26 protein-coding genes and 3 pseudogenes are annotated in these 25,255 nt (G+C 73.6%); 16 read left to right on the top strand and 13 right to left on the bottom strand.

Going from position 1 to position 25,255, the window contains the following annotated elements:
- Positions 1-82 precede the first annotated feature (82 nt).
- Positions 83-1,312 (top strand): acyl-CoA dehydrogenase family protein, encoded by a 1,230-nt coding sequence (locus tag OG974_RS09645; protein ID WP_327282247.1) that lies wholly within the window; start codon positions 83-85, stop codon positions 1,310-1,312.
- Between the two features lie 58 nt (positions 1,313-1,370).
- On the opposite strand, the gene OG974_RS09640 is transcribed toward OG974_RS09645, so the two are convergent.
- Entirely contained in the window at positions 1,371-2,132 is a 762-nt protein-coding gene (locus OG974_RS09640) for a hypothetical protein (RefSeq protein ID WP_327282246.1), read from the bottom strand.
- Between the two features lie 65 nt (positions 2,133-2,197).
- Entirely contained in the window at positions 2,198-2,635 is a 438-nt protein-coding gene (locus tag OG974_RS09635; protein WP_327282245.1) for an SRPBCC family protein, read from the bottom strand.
- Between the two features lie 155 nt (positions 2,636-2,790).
- On the opposite strand from OG974_RS09635, the gene OG974_RS09630 reads away from it, so the two are divergent.
- On the top strand, positions 2,791-2,976 hold the full coding sequence (locus OG974_RS09630) for a DUF5999 family protein (RefSeq protein ID WP_327282244.1): 186 nt from the start codon (positions 2,791-2,793) through the stop codon (positions 2,974-2,976).
- A gap of 144 nt (positions 2,977-3,120) precedes the next feature.
- Here OG974_RS09630 and OG974_RS09625 read toward each other — a convergent pair whose 3' ends face one another.
- Positions 3,121-5,229: an NB-ARC domain-containing protein gene (locus tag OG974_RS09625; RefSeq protein ID WP_371646181.1), complete on the bottom strand. Its 2,109-nt coding sequence runs from the start codon at positions 5,227-5,229 to the stop codon at positions 3,121-3,123.
- 84 nt (positions 5,230-5,313) lie between these two features.
- Entirely contained in the window at positions 5,314-6,270 is a 957-nt protein-coding gene (locus OG974_RS09620) for a fibronectin type III domain-containing protein (protein ID WP_371646179.1), read from the bottom strand.
- A gap of 156 nt (positions 6,271-6,426) precedes the next feature.
- Here OG974_RS09620 and OG974_RS09615 point away from each other — a divergent pair.
- Positions 6,427-6,926 (top strand): annotated as a pseudogene (locus OG974_RS09615) (ABC transporter permease); the annotation flags it as partial.
- 297 nt (positions 6,927-7,223) lie between these two features.
- Here the strand turns inward: OG974_RS09615 and OG974_RS09610 are convergent.
- Positions 7,224-7,355: pseudogene (locus tag OG974_RS09610) on the bottom strand (ATP-binding cassette domain-containing protein); the annotation flags it as partial.
- A gap of 3 nt (positions 7,356-7,358) precedes the next feature.
- Here OG974_RS09610 and OG974_RS09605 point away from each other — a divergent pair.
- From OG974_RS09605 to OG974_RS09595, 3 genes and pseudogenes are all read left to right on the top strand, one after another.
- A pseudogene (locus OG974_RS09605) lies at positions 7,359-7,822 on the top strand (hypothetical protein); the annotation flags it as partial.
- The gene (locus tag OG974_RS09600; RefSeq protein WP_327282240.1) at positions 7,816-8,010 is read left to right on the top strand and encodes a hypothetical protein; all 195 of its coding nucleotides are present in this window, start codon (positions 7,816-7,818) and stop codon (positions 8,008-8,010) included. The pseudogene OG974_RS09605 and the gene OG974_RS09600, both read left to right, overlap by 7 nt.
- A gap of 154 nt (positions 8,011-8,164) precedes the next feature.
- Positions 8,165-9,733: a hypothetical protein gene (locus OG974_RS09595; RefSeq protein WP_371646177.1), complete on the top strand. Its 1,569-nt coding sequence runs from the start codon at positions 8,165-8,167 to the stop codon at positions 9,731-9,733.
- A gap of 40 nt (positions 9,734-9,773) precedes the next feature.
- Here OG974_RS09595 and OG974_RS09590 read toward each other — a convergent pair whose 3' ends face one another.
- Positions 9,774-10,439, bottom strand: a complete 666-nt coding sequence (locus OG974_RS09590) for a cytochrome b/b6 domain-containing protein (protein ID WP_327282239.1) — start codon at positions 10,437-10,439, stop codon at positions 9,774-9,776.
- Positions 10,423-11,088 carry a molybdopterin-dependent oxidoreductase gene (locus OG974_RS09585; RefSeq protein WP_371646779.1) on the bottom strand — a complete coding sequence of 222 codons (666 nt, stop codon included), beginning with the start codon at positions 11,086-11,088 and terminating at the stop codon, positions 10,423-10,425. The genes OG974_RS09590 and OG974_RS09585 overlap by 17 nt, the downstream gene beginning before the upstream one ends.
- 261 nt (positions 11,089-11,349) lie before the next feature.
- Here OG974_RS09585 and OG974_RS09580 point away from each other — a divergent pair, with 261 nt between their 5' ends.
- Complete coding sequence (locus tag OG974_RS09580; protein ID WP_371646175.1) at positions 11,350-12,534, top strand: acyltransferase family protein; 1,185 nt, start codon at positions 11,350-11,352, stop codon at positions 12,532-12,534.
- On the opposite strand, the gene OG974_RS09575 is transcribed toward OG974_RS09580, so the two are convergent.
- The gene (locus OG974_RS09575) at positions 12,531-13,199 is read right to left on the bottom strand and encodes a DUF6445 family protein (protein WP_371646174.1); all 669 of its coding nucleotides are present in this window, start codon (positions 13,197-13,199) and stop codon (positions 12,531-12,533) included. The two genes, OG974_RS09580 and OG974_RS09575, sit on opposite strands and share 4 nt — an antisense overlap.
- 150 nt (positions 13,200-13,349) lie before the next feature.
- On the opposite strand from OG974_RS09575, the gene OG974_RS09570 reads away from it, so the two are divergent.
- Positions 13,350-14,018 (top strand): DUF2278 family protein, encoded by a 669-nt coding sequence (locus tag OG974_RS09570; protein ID WP_327282236.1) that lies wholly within the window; start codon positions 13,350-13,352, stop codon positions 14,016-14,018.
- Here the strand turns inward: OG974_RS09570 and OG974_RS09565 are convergent.
- Together OG974_RS09565 and OG974_RS09560 are read right to left on the bottom strand one after the other, a co-directional pair.
- Entirely contained in the window at positions 14,015-14,287 is a 273-nt protein-coding gene (locus OG974_RS09565) for a hypothetical protein (protein ID WP_327282235.1), read from the bottom strand. The genes OG974_RS09570 and OG974_RS09565 overlap by 4 nt on opposite strands.
- Before the next feature lie 128 nt (positions 14,288-14,415).
- On the bottom strand, positions 14,416-14,814 hold the full coding sequence (locus tag OG974_RS09560) for a hypothetical protein (RefSeq protein WP_327282234.1): 399 nt from the start codon (positions 14,812-14,814) through the stop codon (positions 14,416-14,418).
- Positions 14,815-14,990: 176 nt separating this feature from the next.
- Here OG974_RS09560 and OG974_RS09555 point away from each other — a divergent pair, with 176 nt between their 5' ends.
- Genes OG974_RS09555 through OG974_RS09545 form a run of 3 tightly spaced genes read left to right on the top strand, consistent with a single transcriptional unit; the run spans position 14,991 to position 17,679 of the window.
- Entirely contained in the window at positions 14,991-16,238 is a 1,248-nt protein-coding gene (locus tag OG974_RS09555) for a histidine kinase (protein WP_328762003.1), read from the top strand.
- Positions 16,226-16,876, top strand: coding sequence for a response regulator transcription factor (locus tag OG974_RS09550; RefSeq protein WP_327282232.1), 651 nt, complete (start codon positions 16,226-16,228; stop codon positions 16,874-16,876). Before OG974_RS09555 ends, OG974_RS09550 begins: the two co-directional genes overlap by 13 nt.
- On the top strand, positions 16,873-17,679 hold the full coding sequence (locus OG974_RS09545) for a hypothetical protein (protein WP_327282231.1): 807 nt from the start codon (positions 16,873-16,875) through the stop codon (positions 17,677-17,679). Before OG974_RS09550 ends, OG974_RS09545 begins: the two co-directional genes overlap by 4 nt.
- A gap of 37 nt (positions 17,680-17,716) precedes the next feature.
- On the opposite strand, the gene OG974_RS09540 is transcribed toward OG974_RS09545, so the two are convergent.
- The 3 genes from OG974_RS09540 to OG974_RS09530 all read right to left on the bottom strand — a co-directional run bounded on the left by OG974_RS09540 (position 17,717) and on the right by OG974_RS09530 (position 20,262).
- Positions 17,717-18,031, bottom strand: coding sequence for an antibiotic biosynthesis monooxygenase family protein (locus OG974_RS09540; RefSeq protein WP_327282230.1), 315 nt, complete (start codon positions 18,029-18,031; stop codon positions 17,717-17,719).
- A gap of 120 nt (positions 18,032-18,151) precedes the next feature.
- The gene (locus OG974_RS09535; protein WP_371646169.1) at positions 18,152-18,985 is read right to left on the bottom strand and encodes a hypothetical protein; all 834 of its coding nucleotides are present in this window, start codon (positions 18,983-18,985) and stop codon (positions 18,152-18,154) included.
- On the bottom strand, positions 18,985-20,262 hold the full coding sequence (locus OG974_RS09530; protein ID WP_327282228.1) for a VWA domain-containing protein: 1,278 nt from the start codon (positions 20,260-20,262) through the stop codon (positions 18,985-18,987). Before OG974_RS09530 ends, OG974_RS09535 begins: the two co-directional genes overlap by 1 nt.
- A gap of 192 nt (positions 20,263-20,454) precedes the next feature.
- On the opposite strand from OG974_RS09530, the gene OG974_RS09525 reads away from it, so the two are divergent.
- The 5 genes from OG974_RS09525 to OG974_RS09505 all read left to right on the top strand — a co-directional run bounded on the left by OG974_RS09525 (position 20,455) and on the right by OG974_RS09505 (position 25,161).
- Positions 20,455-21,753: an ATP-grasp domain-containing protein gene (locus OG974_RS09525; protein WP_371646167.1), complete on the top strand. Its 1,299-nt coding sequence runs from the start codon at positions 20,455-20,457 to the stop codon at positions 21,751-21,753.
- A complete protein-coding gene (locus OG974_RS09520; protein ID WP_371646166.1) occupies positions 21,750-22,601 on the top strand; it encodes a Rossmann-like domain-containing protein in 852 nt (283 codons plus the stop codon). The genes OG974_RS09525 and OG974_RS09520 overlap by 4 nt, the downstream gene beginning before the upstream one ends.
- 14 nt (positions 22,602-22,615) lie before the next feature.
- Entirely contained in the window at positions 22,616-23,758 is a 1,143-nt protein-coding gene (locus OG974_RS09515) for a PLP-dependent cysteine synthase family protein (protein WP_328765137.1), read from the top strand.
- The gene (locus tag OG974_RS09510; protein ID WP_327282226.1) at positions 23,749-24,792 is read left to right on the top strand and encodes an enolase C-terminal domain-like protein; all 1,044 of its coding nucleotides are present in this window, start codon (positions 23,749-23,751) and stop codon (positions 24,790-24,792) included. The genes OG974_RS09515 and OG974_RS09510 overlap by 10 nt, the downstream gene beginning before the upstream one ends.
- Before the next feature lie 90 nt (positions 24,793-24,882).
- On the top strand, positions 24,883-25,161 hold the full coding sequence (locus tag OG974_RS09505) for a hypothetical protein (protein ID WP_327282225.1): 279 nt from the start codon (positions 24,883-24,885) through the stop codon (positions 25,159-25,161).
- Positions 25,162-25,255 lie beyond the last annotated feature (94 nt).

Below are 25,255 nucleotides of genomic sequence, written 5' to 3'. Positions count from 1 at the left end.
TGCTTACTCGTCAGTAACAGACTGTGGTCACCGTAAGGGTTACCGCTAGTAACGCACTGGTGGATGCACAGCTGGAGGGGACATGGCGGAGTTCACCATGGAGCTCAATGACGACCAGAAGCAGGTGCGGGACTGGATCCACGGCTTCGCGGCCGATGTGATCCGCCCCGCCGCCGCGGAATGGGACGAGCGCGAAGAGACTCCGTGGCCCGTCATCCAGGAGGCCGCGAAGGTCGGGATCTACTCGCTCGACTTCTATGCCCAGCAGTTCTTCGACCCTACCGGCCTCGGCATCCCGATGGCCATGGAAGAGCTGTTCTGGGGTGACGCCGGCATCGCCCTGTCGATCGTGGGCACCGGGCTCGCCGCCATCGGCGTCGTCGCCAACGGCACCGAGGAGCAGATCGGCACCTGGATCCCGCAGATGTACGGGACCCCCGACGACGTCAAGGTCGCCGCGTTCTGCTCCTCCGAGCCGGACGCCGGATCCGACGTCGGCTCGATGCGCACGCGAGCCGTCTACGACCAGGCCAAGGACGAGTGGGTGCTGAACGGCACCAAGACGTGGGCGACCAACGGCGGCATCGCCAACGTCCACATCGTCGTCGCCGTCGTCGACCCGGAGCTCGGCACCAAGGGCCACGCGTCCTTCATCGTGCCGCCGAACACCCCGGGCCTGTCCCAGGGCCAGAAGTTCAAGAAGCACGGCATCCGGGCCTCGCACACCGCTGAGGTGGTCCTGGAGGACGTGCGCGTCCCCGGCTCGTGCCTGCTCGGCGGCAAGGACAAGCTGGACGAGCGGCTCGCGCGGGCCCGCGAGCGGGCCAGGGTCGGCGGGGGCGAGCGCGTGAAGAACGCGGCCATGGCCACCTTCGAGGCCTCCCGCCCGGCGGTCGGCGCCATGGCCGTCGGCACTGCGCGCGCGGCGTACGAGGTCGCCCTCGACTACGCCAAGACCCGTACGCAGTTCGGTCGTCCGATCATCGACAACCAGGGCGTGGCCTTCCAGCTCGCCGACATGCGGACCCAGATCGACGCGGCCCGGCTGCTGGTGTGGCGGGCCTCGTGGATGGCGGTCGCGGGCAAGCCCTTCACCTCGGCGGAGGGCTCCATGTCGAAGCTGTTCGCGAGCGAGATGTCCAAGAAGGTCACCGCCCAGGCGGTCCAGATCCTCGGTGGCAACGGCTACACCCGCGAGTACCCGGTGGAGCGCATGCACCGCGACAGCGCGATCTACACCATCTTCGAGGGCACCAGCGAGATCCAGCGTCTGGTGATCGCCCGCACGATCTCGGACATGCCGATCCGCTAGCCCGGGACCGTTGCAGCGGTGCCCCCGGACGTCTCGGGTGTCCGGGGGCACCGGCCTGTCAGCGCAGCGGCGTGAGGCAGGTGAGCTGGTTCCCGTCCTCGCTGTACTGCAGTTCGGCGAGGAAGTCGCGCGCGGCGCAGGTGCCGCCGGGCGCGTCCGCGGGCCGGGTGGCCCGGTACTGCGCGAGCGGCGAGCCGCAGTCCGTGACCAGCAGCTTCTGGTCCTGCCAGTCGCCCTCGTTGTGCACGCACTGCCCCGTGATCAGCGCGGGCGGCTTCTCGTCCCCGGACATCGTCAGGCCCAGCAGCAGGAGCGTGGGCGGTGTGAAGGCGATGAGCACGGTCGCCACGAGGAAGACCAGCGCCGGCGGGCGGCGCCACAGCGCCTTGCCCGGGTCCAGGGTGGGGAGGATGGCGCCCGCCGGGGGAGCGAGCTTGAGGAAGCGCGCCCGCGCGCCGAGGTTCATCAGCAGGGTGAAGGGCGTGATGAACACCGACAGCGGGCCCCACCAGCCCTGCCACAGGGTGGCGGCGGACATCCTGCGGTAGGTCGCGAACCCGCAGTCACGGCAGAACGGCCCCTCCTGGCGCAGGAACCGCATCAGGACGAGCATGCCCTGGTGCCCCCGTACGGTGGCCTGCACGGCCGGCTCGGCGCCGCACAAGCGGCAGCCGTACGGGGCGGCCGCCACCGCGGGGTGGCCGTACGGGCCGGGCTGCGGCGGCACCGGGTACGAGCCGTAGTGGCCGTAGGGGCCGCCCTGTTGCGGGGTATACGGGTGGTACGGGCCGGCGCCGTGCTGCGGTGGCGGAGTGGCCACGGGGTTCTCCTCGTTCTCGCGATGACCAACGGTGCTCGGTGATCACGGAACCCTAGCCCGCGCCGTCACCCCCGCAGCATTCGGGCGAGGGCCCGGGAGAACAGCAGCTTGCCGGCCACCGCGACGAGCGGATCGAAGGGGCGCCCCAGCCCGCGTACGCGCAGTTCCTCGCGCCACTCCACCACCGACCCGCCGGCCGGACCGGGGCCCACCCCGATCTCCGCCCAGCCCGTGACCGTGCGGCCGCGCTTCTCCAGCCGGGCCAGCCCCGGCGACGCGTCGGCAGGGGGGCGCCAGAGCACGACTTCCATGGGGTCGTCGAACGTGATCCTGCCCACGCCGGTGCGCGCCGTGAAGCGCGTTCCGGCGCGCGTGGGCGGCGCCGTCTCGATGATCGTCCGCGTGAGCGGGACCTGTGCGCCGTGGCGTTCCCAGTCCGTCAGCCGCCGCCACGCCTCGGCGGGCGGGAGCGGCGTTCGGTGAACGATCCGGATACCGGGCATGAGCGCATGGTAAGCGGGCATACACACCCTGAACTGGACCCCGAATATGGGTTCCGTCCGGGGGCGGCGATCAGTAATACTCACCGCCACCGTGGATCGCGGATTTGACCGGGTGACCACCGGCCCTCCCGCCCCACTCTGCGAGGAGGTGCGCCATGTGCTCCCACCAGCCCCCCTGCCCGTCCGCCGACGACGCCGATCACGACGCCGCCCGCACCGTGGCCTTCCGACCCGAACAGGGTTGGAGTCTGCTCTGCAACGGCCTGGTGATCTTCGACGATACCGGCGAGCTGCTTCCCGACGGCCGTGCGGTGGAACCCCGCCGCCCGGCCCTGGTCTGAGCAAGGAGGCCGCATGCGCCAGCAACTGATCCGCAAGCCCGTCCCCAAGCCCGCACCCCGAGACCTGGACCTGCGCACACCGTCGGGCAGACCCCTCCCGTACTGACGGGAGCTCCGACGTCATGCGGCCCCACCGGCTGGGCTTCAGCCGGTGGACGCCGTGGTTCCACCCAGGAACGCGGCCTCGTAGGCATCGTCCCCGATCGCCGCGCGGGCCTGCCGCTCGCCCTGGTCCCGCAGGGCCGTCAGCGAGGGTGAGCCCATCTGCGGCCGGCCGACCGTGCGCCACCAGGCGTGCCCGGTGCCCAGCAGCCGGGCCGCGAGTTCCCCGTCGCCCAGGGCCGCCACCGCCGCAGCGAGCAGGTCCAGGCCGAGCGCGATGCCGAACCGGTCTCCGAGCAGCCGCTTGCCGGAGAGCATCGCCCGCACGTGGCGTGCCGCCTCCCCGTGGTGGCCGAGCCCGAGCGCCGCGAGGGCCAGCACGTAGTCGGCGTACGCCCGCAGCCAGCGCTCGCCCAGTTCCGCGCAGGCTTCCCGCAGTCCCCGCGCCTCCTCGGCGGCCTCCTCGAAGCGCCCCAGGTCGCACAGGGCGTAGCTGGTGGCCAGCCGGCACAGCAGCCAGCCCGGGCCGCTGGTGCGGCCGCCGTGACCGGCCCGCGCCCGGGGGCCCGCCAGCTCCAGCGCCCGTACGGGGTCCCCGGGCATCAGCAGCGACACCGCGCGCAGGTACGCCGCGCGCAGCTCCCGCTCGGGATCCGCCAGCCGGGCCGCCTCGCGGGTGCACTCCCCGCCCAGTTCGCGGGCCGCGTCCATGTCACCCTGGAGCAGGGCGGTCAGTCCGAGGGCCCACAGGGCCTGGGTGTGCGCGGCGCCCGTGCCGGGGGCCGTGCGCAGGGCCCTTTCGAGGAAGCCCCGGCCCTCGTGCACGTGCCCGCAGGAGAACCAGAAGAACCACAGGGCCCCTGCCATTTCGAGCGCGGCCGCCGGGTCGGCGCCCAGGAGGTGCTCCAGCGCCGTCCGTAGCTGTGCGTGCTCGGCGGTCATCCTGCGGTACCAGTCCACCTGGTGCGGGCTCAGCCAGCCCCGGTCGGCGGCCTGGGTGAGCGCCGCGTACCAGTGGGCGTGCCGGTCGGCGACGGTCTGCACCTCGCCGAGCTCGGCCAGCCAGTCGTGGCCGTACTCGCGGATGGTGTCCAGCATCCGGTAGCGGGCGCCGGCGCCCCGCTCCAGCGAGCGCCGCACGACGGACTTCGCGACCAGGCCCGCGAGCACCCGCTCCACCCGGGAGGCCGGGAGCGGACCGCCCGCGCACACCGCCCGGGCCGCGGCGACGTCGAAGTCCCCCGTGAAGACGGACAGTCGGGCCCACAACAGCCGTTCCACCGGCTCGCACAGCTCGTGGCTCCAGCCGATCGCGGTCCGCATCGTCCGGTGCCTGTGCCGGTGTTGGACCACGGGCCGGGTGTCGGACAGCACGGCGAAGCGGGCGCCGAGACGCTGCGCCATCTGTTCCATCGTCCACAACCGCAGCCGCGCTCCGGCGAGTTCGAGGGCCAGCGGGATCCCGTCGAGGCGGCGGCACACCTCGGCCGCGAGCGCGGCCCGGCCGGGGTCGTCGAAGGCGGCCGCGGCCTGTGGGGTCGCGGCCACCGCGCGTGCGCGGAACAGGGCGAGGGCGTCGCTGTCGGGTCCCTCGCAGGGCAGCGGGCAGACCTCGACGACCTTCTCGCAGGGGCTGTCGAGCGGTTCGCGGGAGGTGATCAGGACCGTCAGCCCGGGTGAGGACTGGAGGAGTTCACCCACGAGGTGGCGGCATTCGGCCACGATGTGTTCGCAGGTGTCGAGGACGAGGAGCAGTTCCCGGTCGGCCATCCAGGCGCACAGCTCCTCGTCGAGGGGGCGTGCGGAGTGGTCGGCGAGGCCGACGGCGTGGGCGACGGTCATCGTGAGCAGGCCGGGGTCGCGCAGGGGCGAGAGCTCCACCCACCACACCCCGTCGGGCCGGGCCTGTTCGGGGTCGGTCACGGCCCGCAGGGCGAGGCGGGACTTGCCGACGCCGCCCACCCCGGTCAGGGTGGTCAGCCTGCGGGAACGCAACAGGCAGTGGAGTTCCGCGAGTTCCCTCTCCCGGCCGATGAAGGCCGCCGTGTCGGGCGGCAGGTTCCCCGGGAGGACCGCGGGATCCGGCTCGGAATCGTCGTCGGGCTCCGTGGAATCCGGCTGTTGTCTGTTGAACGCGTACTCACCGAACACGGATGTATTGTGCGCGATCTTCTTGTCCGGCCGTGCCGTTCCGTCCGGATTGCTGTCACGTTGCGGGGACGCCGGCGGTACTCCTCACGCCACGAGTACGATGCTCCGTTCCGCGGAGAAGGCCCCCCAGTTGCCGTCGGGGAGCCGGGCGCGGAGCTTGAGCGTCCACCGCGTGCCGGCCGGCTCGGTCACCGTGAGCCGGTGCTCCACCCGGCTGGCTCCGGACGGGGGCACGGCGCCGGCGCCGAACTGGATGACGGTGACGGGCCTTCCGTTGACGTGGAGTTCGTACTCACCGGTCGGGCGGCCGGTGTCGGGGGCCGTCCAGGTCAGTGTGACGGCGCCGGGGGAAGCGGTCGCGGTGAATGCGGTGGGCGCGGTGCCCGGGCCCTGTCCGGCGGAGGGCGGGGTGGTCAGCTCGACGGGCGGGCCGTCGGGGGAGGAGTTGTCGGCCCCGTCGCGGGCCCGGACGGTGAAGGTGTAGACGGTGTCCGGCTGGAGGCCGGTCAGCGTGGTGGCGCTCTCGCCCGGGCCGGCCGTGTGGATCCGTATGCCGCCCTGGTAGACGTCGTACGCGGTCACGCCGGTGTCGTCGGTCGCCGCGGTCCAGGACAGCGTGGCGCTCCGGGGGCCCTCCGCGCGCCCCGTGGTGCGGACCGGGGCGGTCGGGGCCAGGCGGTCCTCGGCCTTGGCCGCCGGGGTGGTGGCCGAGGCGGACGCGCTCGGGCCGGAGGTGTTCCCGGCGGCGTCCCGGGCCCGGACCGTGAAGGCGTAGGCGGTCTGCGGGGCCAGGCCCGTGACGTCCACCATCGTCTTGTCGGCGGGGAGTTCGCGCACCAGCCGGCCCGCCTGGAAGACCTGGTAGTTGGTCACTCCGTCGGCCGGAGCCCCCGCTTGCCACATGACGTGCACGGAGGTGGCACTGCCGGCCTGCGCGGTGATCCCGGCAGGGGCCGCCGGGGGCCTGGTGTCGGCCGGTGAGCAGGCGGTGAGCCCGGCGGCGGCCAGGCAGAGGGCGAGCAGGGGGGCGGTGCGTCGCACGGGGGGGGCCTTCCTCGGCTTCCGCTTCCTCGTAAAGGTCTAGACATATATGGCACGGGTGCGGGCGGCGCGGCAAGGCCTGCGCACCGCGGGCTCTGGCGGCGGGGCCGGTGTGACCGGAGTCGCTCGATTTGTCGACGAACTCCGGCCGCGCTCTGGGCGCACCGGTTAGGCACCGACGACGTCGGCCGCGACCTGCTTGTGCGCTGCGCGTACGGACCGCGCGTCTCACTGCTCGCGGACTGGCGGACTGGCGGACTGGTGACCGGCACGGCCCTGGGCGCGGCCGCAGGGGCGCTCGGCGGCTGGACCGACCGGCTCGCCATGCGCGCCGTCAACACCCTCTCCTCCATCACGCACCTGCTGCTGGGCAGCTCGCCCACTGGCTGTCGACCGCGCGGATCGTCCGCGCCGAGGTGCTGTCGCTGCGCTCCCGCCTCGCGGCTGCGGGTCATCGTGCGCGACCTGGTGCCGGCGGTGCTGCCGCAGGCGGGACTCGCCGCCGGGCTGATGGTCCCGGACGCGATGCGGCACGAGTCGGCGCTGTCGTTCCTCGGCCTCGGACCGCCCGCCCACCGGCGACTGGTGGCCCACCCTTTCCCGGGCCTCTTCCTGGTCGTCCCGACCCTGGCGCCGCAGGCCTGGCGGGCACCTGACGCGAGCGCCTGCCCCCCCGCCGCCGTTCGGAGCTGACCCTGTGACCCCGGATCCCCCGGTCCCCGACGTCGACCCGCTGTCCGTGCGGTTCCGGATGCGTGGTGGGCGGTACGTCGAAGCCGTCACCGCCGCCGACTTCACCCTGACCGCCGGCGAGTGCCGCGCCCCCGTCGCGCAGAGCGGCTGCGGCCTCCGCCCTGCCCGGCCTGCTCGCGGGCAACGCCGAGACCGCCGGATCGGCCCGGCTCGCCGACGAGCGGACCCTCGCACCTCCCGGGGGTGGGGCGCAGCTCGTCGCCGGTGGTCGGCTCGTCGGCGAGCAGCAGCGGGGCCTCACCGATCAGGGCCAGGGCGGTGGCGGCCCGTTGGGCCTGTCCGCCGGAGAGTTCGGGTGGGTGCCGGTCGGGGTGCGGGGCGAGGAAGGCAGCCCCGTCGTCTCCGAGCCCCTCCGGGCAACGGGCCGACGCAAGGAAGTGGACGGGGCGGTCGCCGAGTTGGCCGGGCGTGTCGGCCTCGGTCCGGATCGGCTCACCCGGCGCCCCACGAGGACGGCGACGGCCAGCCGCAACGCGCCTGTCCGGCCCGCGCCCTGGCGCTGCGCACGCGCTGGCTGGTCCGCGACGAAATGACCGTGATGCTGGACGCCTCCACCACGGCCGCCCTGGTGGGAGTGGTCGACGAGCACCGAGCCGACACCGGAGCCGGGCTCCTCGCCGTCGGCCACGACCCGGTCCTGCTCGACCACCGGTGCGACCGTGTGCGCGACCGGGACGAGATCGTCAAGCACCGAGCACCCGTCACGGACGGTCAACACCCGTACGGCGGACACGGGTTTCGCCCGAAGGCACCCCTTCCTGCGCCACGATGGCGCCGCCTAAGGAGGTATCGATGGTGATTTCGCTCTCCCTGGTCGTGCTGCTCCTCGTGCTCGCATGGATCTTCATGCGCAGCGGCGGCCTCAAGTTCTCCCACGCCCTCGTCTGCGTGCTGCTCGGCTTCTACCTCGCGAGCAGCAGCATGGCGGCGACCATCCACGACGGGCTCTCGGCCACGGCCGAGGTGGTCTCCGCCCTGCGCCCTTAAGCCGGACCGGGCCGGGCCGCCTTGATCGTCTGTTGCGCCTTCATGAATCATCCGGCTCTTCCATGGACTCCTCCGGCCGTGCGATCTAGCGTCTGCCGCCGGCGCGACGTCATACGCACTGTCAACAGAGCTGAAGAGAACGGAGGAAGACCGGATGTTCCGAAGAGCGCTGAACTGCGCCGTGGTTCCCGCCCTCATCGTGTTCACCGCGATGTACGGGGTCTCCCCGGCCCAGGCCGACGAGATACCCCAGGCCCCAGGCCACCGCCTGGTCCGCCACTACGACGGCGCCCCGGCGGCCGCCGTCCCGCTGCCCGGCGAAACCCCGCCCCAGCACCCGTTCCTCGCGCCCAACGGCCGCAGCGGCATGCACTCCGACGCCGGGGGCAGCGCCACCTCCCCGTGGTCCGGGCCGCTCGGCAGGAACCCGCGGGTGACCAGTGAGAAGATCGCGGCCCTCGGCGGCGAGTGCGCCACCGCCACGTTCGACGCCGGTGGCCGGCTGGTCACGGTCTGCGGCACCTTCACCGGCTTCAAGGTCAAGCTGCTGGACCCCCGTACGCTCGCCACGCTCGCGGAACACCAGCTCCCGCAGCGTTCCTCGACGGTCGAGGCGATCACCTCCCTCGACTTCTCGAAGATCTTCAAGGACACCTCGGGCGGCGCGTACTTCTACCTGGACGACCAGGACCGTGCGGTGCTGGCCGACTCGCGCCAGCACGTCCTGCGGCTCTCGCACGCGCAGCGCCCGGACGGCAGCTGGACGTTCACCGTCGACGACGACTGGGACCTCACCGGCCAGGTCCCGCACGACTGCGTGACCTGGACCAACCTGCGGCCCAGCGGCACCTGCGACCCCGTCACCTCCGTCATGCCCGACTGGGACGGCCGCATCTGGTGGGTCACCCGCCAGGGCCGCGTGGGCACCGTGGACCCGCGGACCTCGCAGATCCGCTCGATCCGGCTCCCGGGTGAGGAGATCCAGAACTCGTTCTCGGTCGCCGCGGACGGCGTGTCGATCGTCTCCGACCACGCCCTCTACGGCTTCCGCGCCGCCGCCGACGGCACCCCCGAAGTGCAGTGGCGCCAGACCTACGACCGCGGCACCGGAACCAAACCCGGCTCCGTGAACCAGGGTTCGGGCACCACCCCCGACCTCTTCGGCAACGGCTACGTCGCCATCACCGACAACGCCGACGACCGGATGAACGTCCTGGTCTACAAACGGGGCACGGACGTCCCGGCCGACCGGCGGCTGGTCTGCAAGGTGCCGGTGTTCGGCAGCGGAGCCTCGACCACCGACAACTCCCTGATCACCTGGGGCAACAGCATCGTCGTCGAGAACAACTACGGCTACGAGAACCTCACCAGCCTGCTCCTCGGCAAGTCGGTCGTCGGCGGGGTCAGCCGGATCGACGTCCGCGCCGACGGCAGCGGCTGCGACACGGTGTGGCAGAGCTCGATCCGCTCGCCGTCCGTCGTCCCCAAGCTCTCCACCGCGAACGGACTGCTCTACTTCTACGAGAAGGAACCCAACGCCTGGGGCATCGACGCCTGGTACCTCACGGCGGTGGACTTCCGCACCGGCGAGCGCCGCTGGCGACAGCTGACCGGCACCGGCCCGCTGTACGACAACAACTGGGCGCCGATCACCCTCGGCCCCGACGGCACGGCGTACGTCGGCGTCTTCAACGGCATCGTCGCGGTGCGCGACGGCGGCTGACGCCGAAGACTCCCGCGGGGCCGTCGGCCGGCCCCGCGGGTCACCTCTCGGCCCGCTCGGCCTCGGCAGCCTCCTCGGCCCGCTCGGGCTGCCACAGCGGGTGTTCGCGTTCCGCCCACGCACGGCCGACGGAACCCGTGCGCAGCCCGCGGCGCGCCTCGGGATCGGCCAGGGCCTTGCCGATGTGCGCGGCGAGCACGAGACCCACGACGAGGGCCAGCCAGTCGTGGACGAAGACCGCGGCCGTACGCTGCACCAGGGGGACGAGGCCGGTCCACCACATGAGCATCCCGGTGCCCGCCATCACCAGCACCGCCCCGGCCAGCCAGCCCGCGTACACCTTCTGCCCGGCGTTGAACTTTCCGGCGGGCCGCGCCGTGACGCGGTCGCGCCGCAGGGCGGCCCGCAGCCACACCCCGTCGTGCGGCCCGAAGCGGCCCAGGCGCCGCAGATCCGCGCGGAAGGCCCGGGAGGCGAGCCCCAGCAGGAACGGCACGCCGAGCAGCAGCCCGGACCAGACGTGCACAGTGACGACCAGGTGCCGACGGCCCACGAGTTCGGCGAGCGCGGGCAGGTACAGGCAGGCGGCCGAGGCGATGCACAGGCCCATCAGCGCGGCGGTGGCCCGGTGGATCCACCGCTCGGCGCGGCTGAACCGGCGCACGCGCCCGGAGCGCTGCGCCGCGGGCTCAGACGGTAGGGGCATCGTCGCGTCCGTTCGACCGGCCGACCCAGGCGTCGGCGTCGTACCCGAGACGCTCCCAGTAGCCGGGTTCTACGTCACGGGTGAGCGTGATGCCGGAGAGCCACTTCGCCGACTTGTAGAAGTACATGGGGGCGACGAACAGCCGGACGGGACCGCCGTGGGAGTGGCCCAGCGGCTTGTCCTGCATGCGCAGCGCCACCATGACGTCGTCCCGGCGGGCTTGGGGGAGGGTCAGGCTCTCGGTGTACGTGCCGTCGAAACAGCTGAAGCGGATGGCCCGGGCTTCGGGTCGCACCCCGGCGGCGTCGAGCAGCCGTGACAGCGGGACCCCCTCGAAGGGGGTGCCGGGAACTCGCCAGCCGGTGACGCACTGGACGTCCCGTACGACGCGGGTCTGCGGAAGCCGCCGGAGTTCGTCGAGCGTGTACGTCACGGGGCGGTCGACCAGGCCGTCGACGGTGAGCCGGTAGTCCTCGGGACGGCGCTCGGGGACCGAGGAGGCCACCGAGTAGTAGCGGAACCCGCCGCCGTTCGGCAGCAGGCCGGTGAGGCCGGTGGGGTCCTTGTCGGAGGCCGCGCCGAGGAACGCCTCGAAGCCGCTTTGCAGGTAGGGGGCGGTGACCAGCCCGGCCGCGCCGAGCCCGACCATGCCGAGGACGAGCCGGCGCCCGATCGGTGTGCCGTGGCCGTCGGGGTCGGGTTGCCGCGGGGCGGGTGCAGGTACGGGTGCTGGGCTCACGAGCCGATGAGACCACCGCCGGCCGGCCCGGCACCAGGGTCGGAGGGCGTTCGTCAGACTTCCGTCACACCTCGCGCCGCGGACGGGGTGGGCTTCGTGGGTGACCTGTAGGGTGCCGGTTGATCAAATCCGATCGTCGGACAGTCATCCAATGGAAGCGGCAACCACGGTATGAGCGCGTCGAGAGCCGTCGGACACCCGGGCCCGAGCGCTGCGCGGCTCGGCGGCGCCCGCCTGGCCGCCCTGGACGGCGTCCGGATCGTCGCCGCGCTGGGCGTCCTGTGCTACCACTACATGGCTCTGGACAGCGCCTGGGGGGAACCGGCCGCCACCGTCTTCCCCGGCGCGAGCGCCTGCGCCGCCTACGGCTGGCTCGGCGTCGAGATCTTCTTCGTCGTCAGCGGATTCGTCATCTGCATGAGCGCCTGGGGCCGCGGTGTGGGCGAGTTCGCGGCCTCCCGCATCTCCCGTCTCTTTCCGGCCTACTGGGCGGCCGTCCTCTTCACGGCCGGTGTCCTGTTCGCCTGGCCGGAGGTGCGCGGGGTCAAGGCGTTCAGCGATGTCGTGGTGAACCTGTCGATGCTCCAGGGGGGCATCAAGGTGCCGCACATCGACGACGCGTACTGGACCCTCTTCGTCGAGCTGAAGTTCTACGCCCTGTTCGCGCTGGTCGTGCTGCGCGGCGTCACCTACCGCAACTGCGTGTTCTTCTGCACGGTCTGGACCGTGGCGGGTGTGGTGGCGCCCACCGCCGACAGCGGTGTGCTGTCCTTCTTCGCGATCCCGACGTTCTCCCCGTACTTCATCGCAGGCATCGCCTTCCACCTGATGCGCCGCTTCGGGCCCAATGCCGTCCTGTGGGGCATCGCGGGCCTCCAGTTCGTCCTCGCGCAGAGCTACGTCCAGGGCCGCATGATCAGCAACCTGGGACGCGCCGCCGCCGCACAGACGCCGGTCTGGCCGGCCCACGTCGTCATCGCCTGCGGGTTCCTCGTCATGGCGGGGATCGCCCTCGGCGCTTTCGACCGCGTCCGGTGGCGCTGGCTGCGGCACGCGGGAGCGGTCACCTATCCGCTGTACCTGATCCACATGATGGCCGGGCTGACGGTCATCCACCATTTCCGCCACGACGTGCGGCCCGTCCCCCTCGTCCTGGGCGTGACCGCGCTCATGGTGGCGCTCGCCTGGCTCATACACCGGCTGATAGAGCGCCCCCTGGGCCACCGGCTGCGCAGCGGTCTGCGCCGCGCCGTGCACGACATCCGCCGGCACGCCGCGCACCCGGCAGCGGTCCCCGCGGTCCCGGTCCAGCCGTCGGCGCCCGAGGCGGAGCGCATCCGCACGACCCGCGGCTAGGCCTTCCAGAAGAAGACGGCCGTCATCCGCTTCTCCTCCAGGGTCTTCCCCCAGTAGCCCGTGGCGCTGTGGATCAGGTTCGCTGAGTAGAGCAGCAGCCGGTTGGCGCGGTGGGGGACCCGTACGTCCTCCGTGAAGGAGTCGGGCGAGACGAAGCGGGTGCCCAGCGCGTCGACCAGGTTGTTGTGCGGCGCGATCACCTGGTTGCCGCCCAGGGCGCCACCGGGCAGGCTCTGGCGGTAGAAGCTGGTCCCGCAGTCCTTCGGCACGTCAGGGTTGAGGTAGAGCACGGCGGCGTAGCGGCACAGGCTCCGCGAGTCGGTGTGCGGGCGGGGCTCGGATTCGCCCTCGCCGACGACCTGGACGCAGTTGTGGTTGAACGTGCCGCCGCCCGCGGGTCGTTCGGCCCAGATCTTCGGGGCGCCGGTCGACTTCCGCACCAGCCGCTCCAACAAGGCCAGTTCATCGGGCTCCAGACCCGGCATGGCGCGCAGCCCCGGCCAACTCTCGGGCTTGTGCGGATAGCCCTCCGTCCAGTCGTCCTTGGCCAGGCAGCGATCCCGTACGGCGGCCGGATCCGGCAGTACGTCGTCCAGTACCCAGTAGTCGCGCCCGCGGGTCGGCTTGCGGTACGGGAGGACCGGGAGGGGAGGAGGTAGGGGCATGGGAGGGACCGTAGCCACCGCGCCGGCGGGCCTCGCTCCGGAGGGAGTCAACGTTCCGTCAAGTGTTCTCCATGGGCCGAGGGACGGCGCAGAGACGCCTGCGGGCGCGCAGCGGGCGCCGCCGGGCGGCCCGGGTGGTTCACTGGCGCCATGCCGCTCGAAAACTACGGAGTGCTGTCCGGAACCCTGCACCGTCATTTCCGTGACCGGCCCGACGACCAGGGCCGCTGGTTCCACGTCCACCTGGAGGTCGACGCCCCGGCCGGCCGCTACGAATGCGCCGTCGACGTGGACAGCAAGCAGTCCACGACCGGCGTCCAGTGGAAGGTCTTCACGCTGCACGCCTCGGTGCTCGAACCCGTCGACTCACCGGCGCCCGGGTACCACGACCTCGCCCGCACCTCCGGATCGGGCGCACTCGACTACCTCCGGCACCCGGCGCTCGCGGACCGCCCCGGCTGTCTGCTCGGAGGCCACCCGCCGCAGTGGATCCAGCGGATCCTGGACCGGCTGAACCCGCCCCGGCCCTGGATCTCGGGTTCCTACCTGGAGGCCTCCCAGGCGCTGGAGCCGATCCTCGTCGTGGGCCGGCAGGTCCTGGTGTTCGGCGAGCCGTTCGACGAGGGGCTCGGCATGCACAACATCCACCAGAACCAGGGCGACCCGTACGGCAGCCAGTGGTGGCCGGACAACGGCATCTGGCAGGACGGGGCCACGCTGACCCGCCGCCCGGACGGCCTCTTCGACGTGTTCGTCTCCCGGTTCTCCACCCAGAGGGAACCCACCGACGCCGACGGCCACCCGGTCCAGCCGGTCTAGTGGGCCGCCCGGCAGGCCCCGCTCGCGATCTTCGCGGAGATTCCGGCCGCCTGGAGGCTCGCGGCGCAGCTGGTCTGGTTTCCGATCTGGCCCTCGTAGCACGCCTGTCCCACGGCGGCCGTGACCTGCTTGCCGTGTTGCACGACGTACTGCTCGCAGTCCTGGATGCTGGTGGGGGCTGCGGTGGCGGCCGGGGCGGCGACGAGGGTGCCGCCGGCGGCGAGGACCAAGCCGGCGAGGATGCTGGGGATACGGGCCGACGGACGCATGCGGACGCACCTGCTCTCTCGGTCGGTGACGCGGTCCGCCGGTGCGCCGGACCACGGGCGGGGCGGCGCGGAAGCGGGCACTCCGGGGCGACCGGCTCGACGCATCGCTCAGCCCCGCCCTTTCGACGCTAGAGCACCGGGCGGCGGGTCGCCACCGCCGCGCAGAGCGCCGCGAGCGGCAGCTCCGCGCACACCGCCAGGGCCAGGGCCGCCGCCCGGGCGCCGCCCCCGGCCGCGGTCGTCACGTCGAACCAGGCGTCCACCACCAGCAGCGCGGCCGTCGCCGCGGCCATCGGCGCCGCACGAGGATCGCTGCGGCCCAGCAGCAGACCCGTACCGGTCAGACCCACCGCCAGCAGGGCGTCCAGCCCGATCCAGGCGGTGGACCAGTTCGCGACCTCTGCGGTCTGCGGCAGCGTCTTCGCCAGCACCACCATCCACGGCAGCAGCGCCACTCCGGCCCCGGTGAGCAGCGTGGCCGGACGGGGCATGCGGCGGGGCTGGAAGCGCGGGGCGACGAGAGTCATGGCGGTGGAGCTCCTTCCGGTCCGGCGGTCCGTCCCCCGGTACGACGACCACTCTGGTCGCGCGGCGGGCCGGAATCAGTAGCGGCACTGTCCGAACCGGGGGTGGCACTGGCTACACCCCCGGGCGGGTACCAGCGTGGTGGAGCAGCCCCGATCAGTGCGATTACCGTACGGACATGGGACTTTCCGGGGCGCTGCGGCGTACCACACGCCGACTCGCCGACCATGCGCCCTGGTCCGCGTGGGCCTGGCGGAGCACCACCTTCACCGCCGCCGCGATCCCGATGGCCCTGCCCGCTGCGGCCGCCTTCACCTCCATGGTCGTGGCGCCGGGCCGCGCGGCTGCCGCGCTGCTCGCGGTGCTGATCCTCGGCCCGCTGCTCACCCTCCTCCAGCGCAGCCGGTTCCGGGAGCTGCTGGAGCGGGAGATACCGGCCGTCGCGTACGGGCACCGGCCGCTGAGCCCGCGGGGGCTGCTCGAACGGCTGCGCTCCGAGTCGACCTGGCGGCAGTACGGCTACCACCTGCTGGTCAGCCCGCTCGCCGGAGTCGGCGGAGCGCTGATCGTCCTGGCCTGGGCGGGCGGGGCGGTTGGCGCCGCCGTGTACGCCTGGGCCTGGATGCTCCCCGTCGAGGAGCGCGCACCGGGCTGGACCGCGAGCTACGACGTCGTCACGGTGCTCGGCGGACTGCTGCTGCTGACCACTCCCTGGCTCGCCGCCGCCCTGGCCCGGCTCGACGCGTTCGCCGCGGCCGCGCTCCTCGGGCCCAACCGGGCCAAGGAACTCGAACGCCGCGTAGAGGACCTCGCCGAGAGCCGGGCCGGTGTCCTCGACGCCGCCGATCTCGAACGCCGCAGGATCGAAAGGGACTTGCACGACGGCGCCCAGCAGCGGCTGGTCGCCCTCGCCATGAACCTCGGCATCGCCCGCGCCACGCTCACCGATCTGCCGCCCGAGGTGAAGGCCGTGATCGACGAGGCCCACCGCGAGGCCAAAGAGGCCATCGAGGAGCTCAACAACCTGGTGCGCGGCCTGCATCCGGCGGTGCTGGAGGACCGGGGACTCGACGCGGCCCTCTCCGGGATCGCGGCCCGGGCGCCCCTGCCGGTCGAACTGACCGTGGACCTGGCGCACCGGCCCGGCCCCACCGTCGAGGCCGTCGCCTACTTCGTCGTCTCCGAGGCCCTGGCCAACGTCGCCAAGCACGCCAAGGCGACCCGCTGCCGGGTGGAGGTCTCCCGGGACGCCGACCTGCTGCGCATCACCGTCACCGACGACGGGGTGGGCGGCGCGGACCCGGCCGGGGGCACCGGACTCGTGGGCCTGCGCAAACGCGTAGGGTCGGTCGACGGAAGCATCCTGATCAACAGCCCCCTCGGGGGCCCGACCGTCGTGACTGTGGAGCTGCCGTGCGGGCTGTGATCGCCGAGGATTCGGTGCTGCTGCGAATAGGGCTGGTCAAGGTCCTCGAAATGGCCGGATTCGAGGTGGCCGCCGAGACGGGGGACGCCGAGGCCCTCCTGTCCGCCGTCGCCGCCCACCAGCCCGACCTCGCGCTGGTCGACGTACGCATGCCCCCCGGATTCACCGACGAGGGCGTGCGCGCGGCCCTGATGATCCGTCAACAGTGGCCGGGGACCGCGGTCCTGCTGCTCTCGCAGCACGTGGAGGAGCGCTACGCCGCCGATCTGCTGGCCAGCCGGACCGGGGGCATCGGATACCTGCTCAAGCACCGGGTCGCCGACGTCGAGGAGTTCATCGACGCCGTCAAACGGGTCGCGGCCGGCGGCACCGCCCTCGACCCGCAGGTCGTCTCGCAGCTGCTGCTGCGCCGCGGGGGCAACGACCCGCTGGAGCGGCTCACTCCGCGCGAACGCGAGGTGCTCGCCCTGATGGCCGAGGGGCGCTCCAACGCGGGGATCGCGGCGCATCTCGTCATCAGCGAGAGCGCGGTCGCCAAGCACATCAACAACATCCTCGCCAAGCTCGACCTGCCGCAGGCCGACGGCGACCACCGGCGGGTCCTCGCGGTCCTGCGGTTCCTGGACGGCGCCTCGTGAGCGGCGCCGCCGCCCGGGGGCGGTGGCGTCCGCAGCGGGTGGCGTGGACCGTGGCCGCCGCGCTCAGCGCGGTGCTCGTCGTCGCCCCGGCCGTCTGGCAGGGCTGGGCGTACACGTCCACCGAACACGGGACGCTGAGCGGCGCCAGTGGTGAACGGACGGTGTCCGCCGTGGAGATCGAGGCCGGCGGCGCCGACGTGCGCGTCACGCCCCGCTCCGACCGGCAGGTGGTCTACCAGGCCGACCTGCGCTGGTCGCTGACCGCTCCGAGGATCGAGGAGAGCTGGCTCGGCGACACCCTGAAGCTGACGCCGCGCTGCCCGGCGGCCGGGGCCCTCGTGGAGTCCGGCCTCGGCTGCTCGGTCGACCTGGACGTCACCGTGCCCGCCGGAATCCCGGTCAAGGTGACCGCCGGTTCCGGGACGGTGTCCGTCAGCGGGCTGGCCGGCCCCGTGGACGCCGAGGTCGGCGGCGGGCAGCTCCGGCTCAGCGCGCTGCGCGGTCCGCTGCGGGCGAGCGTCGGCTCCGGCTCGCTCGAAGCCTCCGGCCTCACCTCGCCGCAGGCCGACATCCGGGCCGGGGCGGGCTCCGCCGTCGCCCGCTTCGCCGCCCCGCCGGACCGGGTCACCGCCCGGGCGGGCGCGGGGAGCCTGCGGCTGACCGTGCCGACGGCCACCCGCTTCCGGGTCACGGCCGGGGCCGGGACGGGCCGCTGCGACGTCGAACCCGGGCTGCACGACCCCGCGGCGCCGGGCCGACTGGACATCTCGGCAGAGTCGGGACACGCGGAGGCGGGCTACTGAGGGCTGCCGGGGCCGCGCCGATCCGGTGACCCACGGGTTACGGCCGGACATCGGCGGCGAGGACGTAGCCGCCCGCCTCGACGCTGTCGCACAGAGCACGGCACTCGCCGAAGAGCTCGTGGAACTCGGGTTTGCGCTGCCACGTGCCCATGGCCTCCGGGTCCCGCCAGGACGCGAAGGAGACGAAGTGCCCCGGGTCGGCCGTGTCACGGACCAACCTGGCGGAGAGGAAGCCGTTGATCGCCGCACCGGTCCAGGTCATGAAGGCCGTCCAGCGTTCCATGAACTCGTCCTCCCTGCCCTCCGACACGTGCCAGTTCCCCGTGGTCCAGTACCGGTCGCTCTCGGACATGACCCACCACCTCGCCGTGCGGCCCCTCCACCAGGCTATCCGCGTACCCGCGGGTCACCACCGGGGCCGCCCGGGGCCGCCCGGGGCGGCCACGGCCGGGTGCCGTGGCCGCCGGGGGCGTCAGGCGTGGGGCGGGACCCGGGAGGGGCGGCCCCGGCCGCGGGTGAGGGAGTAGCCGAAGATGCCGGCGAGGGCGCCGAGCAGCCCGCCCGCCGCGGTCCACACCCAGCGGTCGGACCACCGGCCGCCGGACCAGCCGTCGGCCGGCTCGCCGACGGCCGCCGGCTTCTTGGCCGTACTCCCGGCGCCGGCCTGCGCCTTCCCGCCGATGCCCGGTACGAGCGGTGCCGCCACGGCGCCGTCCACCGCGAAGGCGCCGCCCGTGTCCCGGGTGGCCGCCTCGACCTCGGCCCGGACCGGAAGACCGAGGTCCTCCTCGGCCACGCCGACGACCGTCAGGCGGAGGTAGTAGCTGCCGGGCAGCGGGTCGTTGGCCCAGGGCTCGGCGCCCGGGCGGACGGTGCGCAGGGTGCAGGACAGCTCGACCGACGGGGCCTCCTTGGCCGCCGCGGCCTGCTGCGTGCCGTAGGTGCACGCCTGGCGGCGGCGCAGCCCGTCGTACACGTCGAGCTGCCAGGTAGAGGCGCCGTGCCGGTTCGCCGCCGGAGGCAGCTTCACCGTGGCCTTGACGGTGGCCCGCTGCCCCGAGTCCAGTGGGACCACCCAGTAGAGGTAGTCGCCGGTCGACGCGTCGGCCGTGGCCCGCTGGCCCGGCTGGATCGGCGTTGCGGTACGGAAGGCGGTGCCCGCCTCGGTCGGCCCGGAGGCCTTGCCGGCCGGGCTGGCACTTGCACTCGCACTCGCCGACGGGGTGTCCGCCATGGCCGTGCCGGCGAGGCCGAGCGCCCCGCCGACGGCGAGGGCAGCGGCGGTCAGTATGCGTACGGTACGCATCAGTTCGTCCTCCATACCGAGATGCGCCAGCGGGAGATCCAGCCCCACAGCAGACCGGCGACGAGACCGGCGAGCACCAGCACGCCGAGCAACCACCAGCCGCGTCCGAGGCCGAACGCCGCCGCGTCGGACGCGTGGTCGGGCCCGTCGACCACGTCGATGGTCAGCTCTACCGGAAGGCCCGGAGTGGTCTTGACCGAAGCGGGTGCCGAGAAGGAGTTGCTGACCTGCAGGCAGACGGTCTCCGCCACCGGCTTGCCGTCCCCGTCCGCGTCGTCGTCGACCTCGGCCTTCGGGTAGCGCAGACCGGTCGAGAGCATGTCGGTGCGTCCGTCGCCCGCCTCCGAGCCGCGGACGATCTCCCGTCCGTGCACGGTCGTCGCCCGCAGCAGGACGCCGTAGTCGTTGTTGACGGCCCGGTCGGCGGCGATGCTCACCGAAGCGCGCAGCTCCTGGCCGGGCTTGACGTCCACCCGGTACCAGCGGTGCTCGCCGAACGCCTCACGGTCCGTGTACAGGCCCGCGCCGAGCTGCGGGGCGCCCGCGCACTGCTTGGCGCCCTCGGTCGCCACCGGGGTGAGGACCGGGGTCGCCGCCCGGTCCACCAGCTGCTTGACGCGGCCGGAGAGCTCGGCGGTGTGCTGCACCGAAGTGTAAGTGCCGCCGGTGGCCTCGGCGATGCAGATCAGCTGGTTGCGCGTCTTGGCGTCGGGGACGAGCCCGAGCGTGTCGATGACGAGGTGGATGCCCTGGGCCGCGATGTCCCGCGCCACCTCGCAGGGGTCGAGCGGGGCGCAGGTGTCCTCGCCGTCGGTGATGAGCACGATCCGCCGGGTGGCGTCACCGCCCTTGAGGTCCTCGGCCGCGCCCAGCAGGGCCGGCCCGATCGGCGTCCAGCCGGTCGGGGCCAGGGTGGCCACCGCCGTCTTCGCCTCGGTCCGGTCGAGCTTGCCGACCGGGTAGAGCTGCTTGGTGTCCTTGCAGCCGAGCTGCCTGTCGTCACCGGGATAGGTGGCCCCGAGGGTCCGTATCCCGAGCTGCACCTCGTTCGGTGTGGCGTCCAGCACCTCGTTGAACGCCTGCTTCGCCGCGGCCATACGGGACTTGCCGTCGATGTCGGTCGCCCGCATCGAGCCGCTGACGTCGAGGACCAGCTCGACCTTGGGGGACTCCTTCGCCACCGGTTCGCCGGCGACGGCATTCGCCGGGAAGAGCCCGACCGCCACGGTGGCCAACAGGCCACAGGCCCCGGCCGCCACCCATTTTCTTGTGATCATCGCCGGATCGTATTGAGGATCGACCGCCAAACCAAAACGCTCCCCGGGAAGGGAGCTTCGGGACCACCGAGAGCTATTGGAAATGAAAACGCTTTCCGATAACGTCCCGGTGTGCGGCGTTCCGCGATCTCCGCGGCCCGTTCGAGCCACACGCATGCCCGCACACGCGACGGCGGTCGGAAAGGAAGTCCCGTGGGACATCTACTGGTGATCGAGAGCTGGGTGGGGTCGATGAGCGGCCTGCTGCCGGCCGCGATCCGCGAAGGGGGACACGAGTTCACGTTCGTCACCCGCGACCTGCACCACTACCTGCGCTCCGCCCCGGCCGACGGAACACCGCACCCGCTGCTCGCGGCGCGCGACACCGTCACGGCCGACACCAACGACACGGCCGCGCTGCTGTCCCGCGCGGAGCAACTGCACGGTGTGCTGGCTTTCGACGGCGTCGTCTCCTCCTGCGACTACTACCTGCCCGCGGCCGCCCGCGTCGCGCAGCGGCTCGCCCTGCCCGGGCCCGCACCGGAGGCGGTCGAGTCCGCCTGCCGCAAGGACCGGACCCGCCGGGTGCTGGCCGCGGCCGGGGTGCCCGGGCCGCGTTTCGCCGTGTGCACCGATCCGGCCGGGGCTGCAGCGGCCGCCCGGGACCTCGGCTACCCGCTCGTCGTCAAGCCCGTGGACCTGTGCGCGGGAATGCTGGTCCGCAGGGTCGAGGACGAGCGCGAGCTGGAGTCGGCCTGCCGGGCCCTTGCCGGATTCCCGGTCAACGCGCGCGGCCAGGAGCGCGCTCCCGCCATCCTCCTCGAAGAGTTCCTCACCGGACCCGAAGTCAGCGTGGAGACCGTCTCCTTCGGCGGAGCCCCGCAGGTCGTGGGCGTCACGGACAAGAGCATCGGCGGCGCGCCCGCCTTCGTCGAGACCGGCCACATGTTCCCGGCCGCCCTCGCCCCGGCGCGGACCCGGGCCGCAGTCGGCACGGCCGTTGCCGCGGTCGAGGCGCTCGGGCTGGACCGGGTGGTCTGTCACACCGAGGTCAAACTGACCCCCGCCGGACCCCGGCTCGTGGAGGTGAACCCGCGCCCGGCCGGCAACCGCATCACCGAACTGGTCCGCCGCGTCACCGGAGTCGACCTCGTCGCCGCCTGCGTGGACGTCGCCCTCGACCGGGCACCCGACCTCGCCGTCCGCCCGACCGGGGTGCACAGCGCCGCCATCGCCTTCCTGCTGCCCGACGACGCCGCGCAGGCCCGGCGGGGCGCGGCCGTCACGCTCACCGGCATCGGGGGAGCCGACGGTGTCCGACGCGATCCGCGGGTCCTGGAGCTCAGCCTCGCCGCGCCCGGCCGCGCCGTCCACGCCGCCACCAGCAACAACGAATACCTCGGCCACGTCATGACCGCCGACCCGGAGGGCGGCGGCGCACGGGAGGCGGCCGAGCGGCTGGTCACGCGGCTGCGCCCCTGCTACGAGGAGCCCGCGGCGGTGCCCGCGTGACCGCGACCCTGCCCCACGCCGGCCCCGCCCCCCACGCCCCCGCCGTGCCGAGCGTCGGCGCCCTCGTCCGACAGGTCCGGTCCGGTGCGTACGGGCCCGACCCGGCGCACGAGCGCGTCTCCGTCGCCTTCACCACCTCACAGGCCGTACGGCACCACGGCCGGGCCGGCGGCTACCGCAACGAGGTGCTCAGCCTGCGGCTCGCGGCGGCCGTCGGATCCTGCGCGGTCGAACCCCGGAGCCTGCCGGCCGCCGCCCTCGACGACTGCGCCGGGGCGAGCGTCGCCGAACTACTCGACCACCCCCTCCTGCCCGTACGGATCGCCGCACTCGACGCCTACCTGATGCACGTACGCCCGCACACCCCCGAACACGGCGCCCGGCCCCACGTCGTCCCGCGGGGAGACTCGCTGCACCGGTCCCGCTACCGGGCCCGCGCCGTGGTCGATCTGCTGCCCGCGTCCGGGCCGCGCAGGGTCCTGGTCGTCGGCGTCGTCAACTCCCTGCTGGAGCAGCTGCGCGCCCGCGGGATCGGGTACGTCCCCTGCGACCTCAAGGGCGGCGCCACCGAGTGGGGCGAGCCGGTCCGGACGGACGCCCGGGCCGAGCTGGCGCACTGCGACGCGATCCTCGCCTCGGGAATGACCCTCGGCAACGGCTCCTTCCAGCCGCTGCTCGACCACGCCGCCCGGACCGGCACGCCGCTCGTGATGTTCGCCCAGACCGGTAGCGCCGTCCTGCCGCGGTTCCTCGGCGCCGGGGTGAGCGCCGTGTCCGCCGAGCCGTACCCCTTCTTCTGGCTCGACGGCGGTCCGGGCGTCATCCACCGCTACGGAGGCTCCCGGTGACCCTGGCCCCGATCCTGCCCCGGCCGGCCGTCGCCTCGGCCGTCACCCCCGTCGCCTCGCCCGTCGCCCACCCCGAGCTGCTGGCGCTCGTCGGCCGCACCCCCCTCGCCCGCATCCGCACCGAACTGCCGCACCCCCACCCCGGCTTCTGGGCCAAACTCGAAGGCCTGGGCGCAGGCGGCATGAAGGCCCGCGGGGCCGTGTCCATGCTGCGCGGCGCCCGGGCTCGCGGCGAACTGCTTCCCGGAGCCCCCGTGGTCGAATCCACCTCCGGCACCCTCGGCGTCGGCCTCGCCTTCGCCGGGCAGGCCCTCGGTCACCCCGTCGTCCTCGTCGCCGACCGCGAACTCGAACCGTGCATGCGCCAGTTGCTCCGTACCTACGGCGCCCGCCTCGAAATCGTCGACCGGCCCGCCCGGGAGGGCGGCTGGCAGGCGGCCCGCCTCGCCCGACTGCGCGAACTGCTGCGGCAGATGCCGGAGGCGTACTGGCCCGACCAGTACAACAACCCCGACAACGCGGCAGGCTACCTGCCGATGGCCGCCGAGCTGGCCGACCGCCTGGACCGCCTCGACGTACTGGTCTGTAGCGTCGGGACGGGCGGACACAGCGCGGGCCTGGCCGGGCCGCTGCGCCGCCGCTGGCCCGGGCTGCGCGTGATCGGCGTGGACGCGGTCGGCTCGGCGATCTTCGGGCAGCGCGTCCGGCCCCGCCTCATGCGCGGGCTCGGCAGCAGCATCCACCCGCGGAACGTGGCCCACGAGGCGTTCGACGAGGTGCACTGGGTCGGCGCGGCCGAGGCGGTGGACGCCTGCCGGCGGCTCGCCAGGAGCGGCTTCGTCAGCGGGGGCTGGAGCACCGGCGCCGTCGCCCTGGTCTCCGCCTGGGCCGCCCGGGTGGAGCCGGACGCCGTCGTCGCGACCGTCTTCCCCGACGGCCCGCATCGCTACCTCGGCACCGTCTACGACGACGGCTTCTGCCGCGCCCACGGCCTGGACGTGGCCGTGCCGGCCGCACGGCCGGAGGAGATCGCGCACCCGCGGGCGGCGGCCCGGGCCGGCGGCTGGGCGCGCTGCCGGACCGTCGTCGACCCCGTCGCGCAGCCCGTCCGTTCCCGCGTGCCCGGGCCCGCGGAAGGCGGCGGGACATGCGGATGACCTGGCACACGGCCGCCCTGGAACTGGCCGAACCACTGCGCATCTCCCGCTCCGTGATGTCCCGCCGCGAAGCCGTCCGGGTCACCGTCGAGCACGACGGGCTGCGCGGCCACGGCGAGGCGGTGAGCAGCGCGTACCGGGGCCTGCCCGCCCGGCGGATCACGGCGCACCTGGCGCGGCTGCGCGGAGCGCTGGAGCGCTACCCCGATCCGGAGACCGCCTGGGCCGGCCCGCTGCCCGGCGGGCTCCCGGCCGGGGTGTCCGCGGCGATCGAGGCCGCCGTGCTGGACCTGGTGGGCAAGAGGGCAGGCCGGCCCGCCCACCGGGTGCTGGGCACCGTGCTCCCGCCGGCGGCGGAGACCGCCCGGACCATCGGCATCGTCGCGCCCGTACGGGCCGCTGCGACCGCGGGCCGCCTCGCCCGGGCCGGGTTCGGCGTGCTCAAGGTCAAGGCCGGCTCCGCCGACCCGGCGCGGGATCTCGCCCGGGTCGGGGCCGTGCGCGCCGCGGCCCCCGGCGCCCGCCTGCTGCTCGACCCGAACGGGGCCTGGAGCGAGGAACGGGCCCGCGGCCTCCTGCCGGCCTTCGCGGCGCTCGGCGTCGAGGCCGTCGAACAGCCGGTCGCGCCGGGCCGCCCCGAAGTCCTCGCCCGCGTCGCGCGGGACTCCCCGCTGCCGGTCATCGCCGACGAGGACGCCGTCTCGTACGAGGACGCGATGCGGCTGGCCGGCAGGGTGCACGGGGTGAACGTCAAGCTCGCCGAATGCGGCGGGGTACGCGCCGCCCTCAGGATCTGCGCGGCCCTGGAGGGCAGCGGCACCGAGGTGATGCTCGGCTGCCTCGCGGCGAGCTCCCTGGGCATCGCCCCCGCCGTGCACCTCGTCGACCGGGCCCGTTGGGTGGACCTCGACGGGCACCTGCTGCTGGCCGCCGACCCGTGGACCGGGATCGGCGGGGCCGACGGGACCGTACGGGCGTCCCCGCGCCCCGGGCTGGGCGTCCGGCCGTCCCGTGGCCGTCCGGCCGCCACCTGACCGGCCGCGTTCCCGGGGCGCTGCGGGCCGCCGTACCCGCGACTACCCTGGACGGGGGGCCGTTGAGCAGTGCCCGTCGGAGGCGACCTCATGAGACGACGCCATCACTTCCACATCGATCATGCGGGGCACTCCGTCAGCGCCACCGTCGAGACCGGCCGCCACGTCGAAGTGGACATCCTGGTCGACGGCAAGGAGACCGGCCACGGCACGACGCACCACGACCGGCCCGTCACCGTACAGGTGGAACTGCCGACCGATCCGCCGACACCGGTGTCCGTCCGCGCGACGCCCGGCCCCGGCGTCCCCCGCTGCGTCCTGGAGGCCGAGGACGCCGTTCCCCAGGTCATGTCGCCGCGCCGCTACTGACGACCGCCGGCGGGGTCCGCCGCGGACGCGGCCGGGCGGCACGCACCCCGGCCGCGAAGCCGGGGTGCGTGCCGCCCGGGGGTGGTTCGGGCGG

Origin of the sequence: Streptomyces sp. NBC_00597 (assembly GCF_041431095.1) — a bacterium.
Taxonomy (GTDB): Bacteria; Actinomycetota; Actinomycetes; order Streptomycetales; family Streptomycetaceae; genus Streptomyces.
Note: the sequence above shows the minus strand (reverse complement) of the source record. Positions and strands in the feature narration are given on the sequence as shown.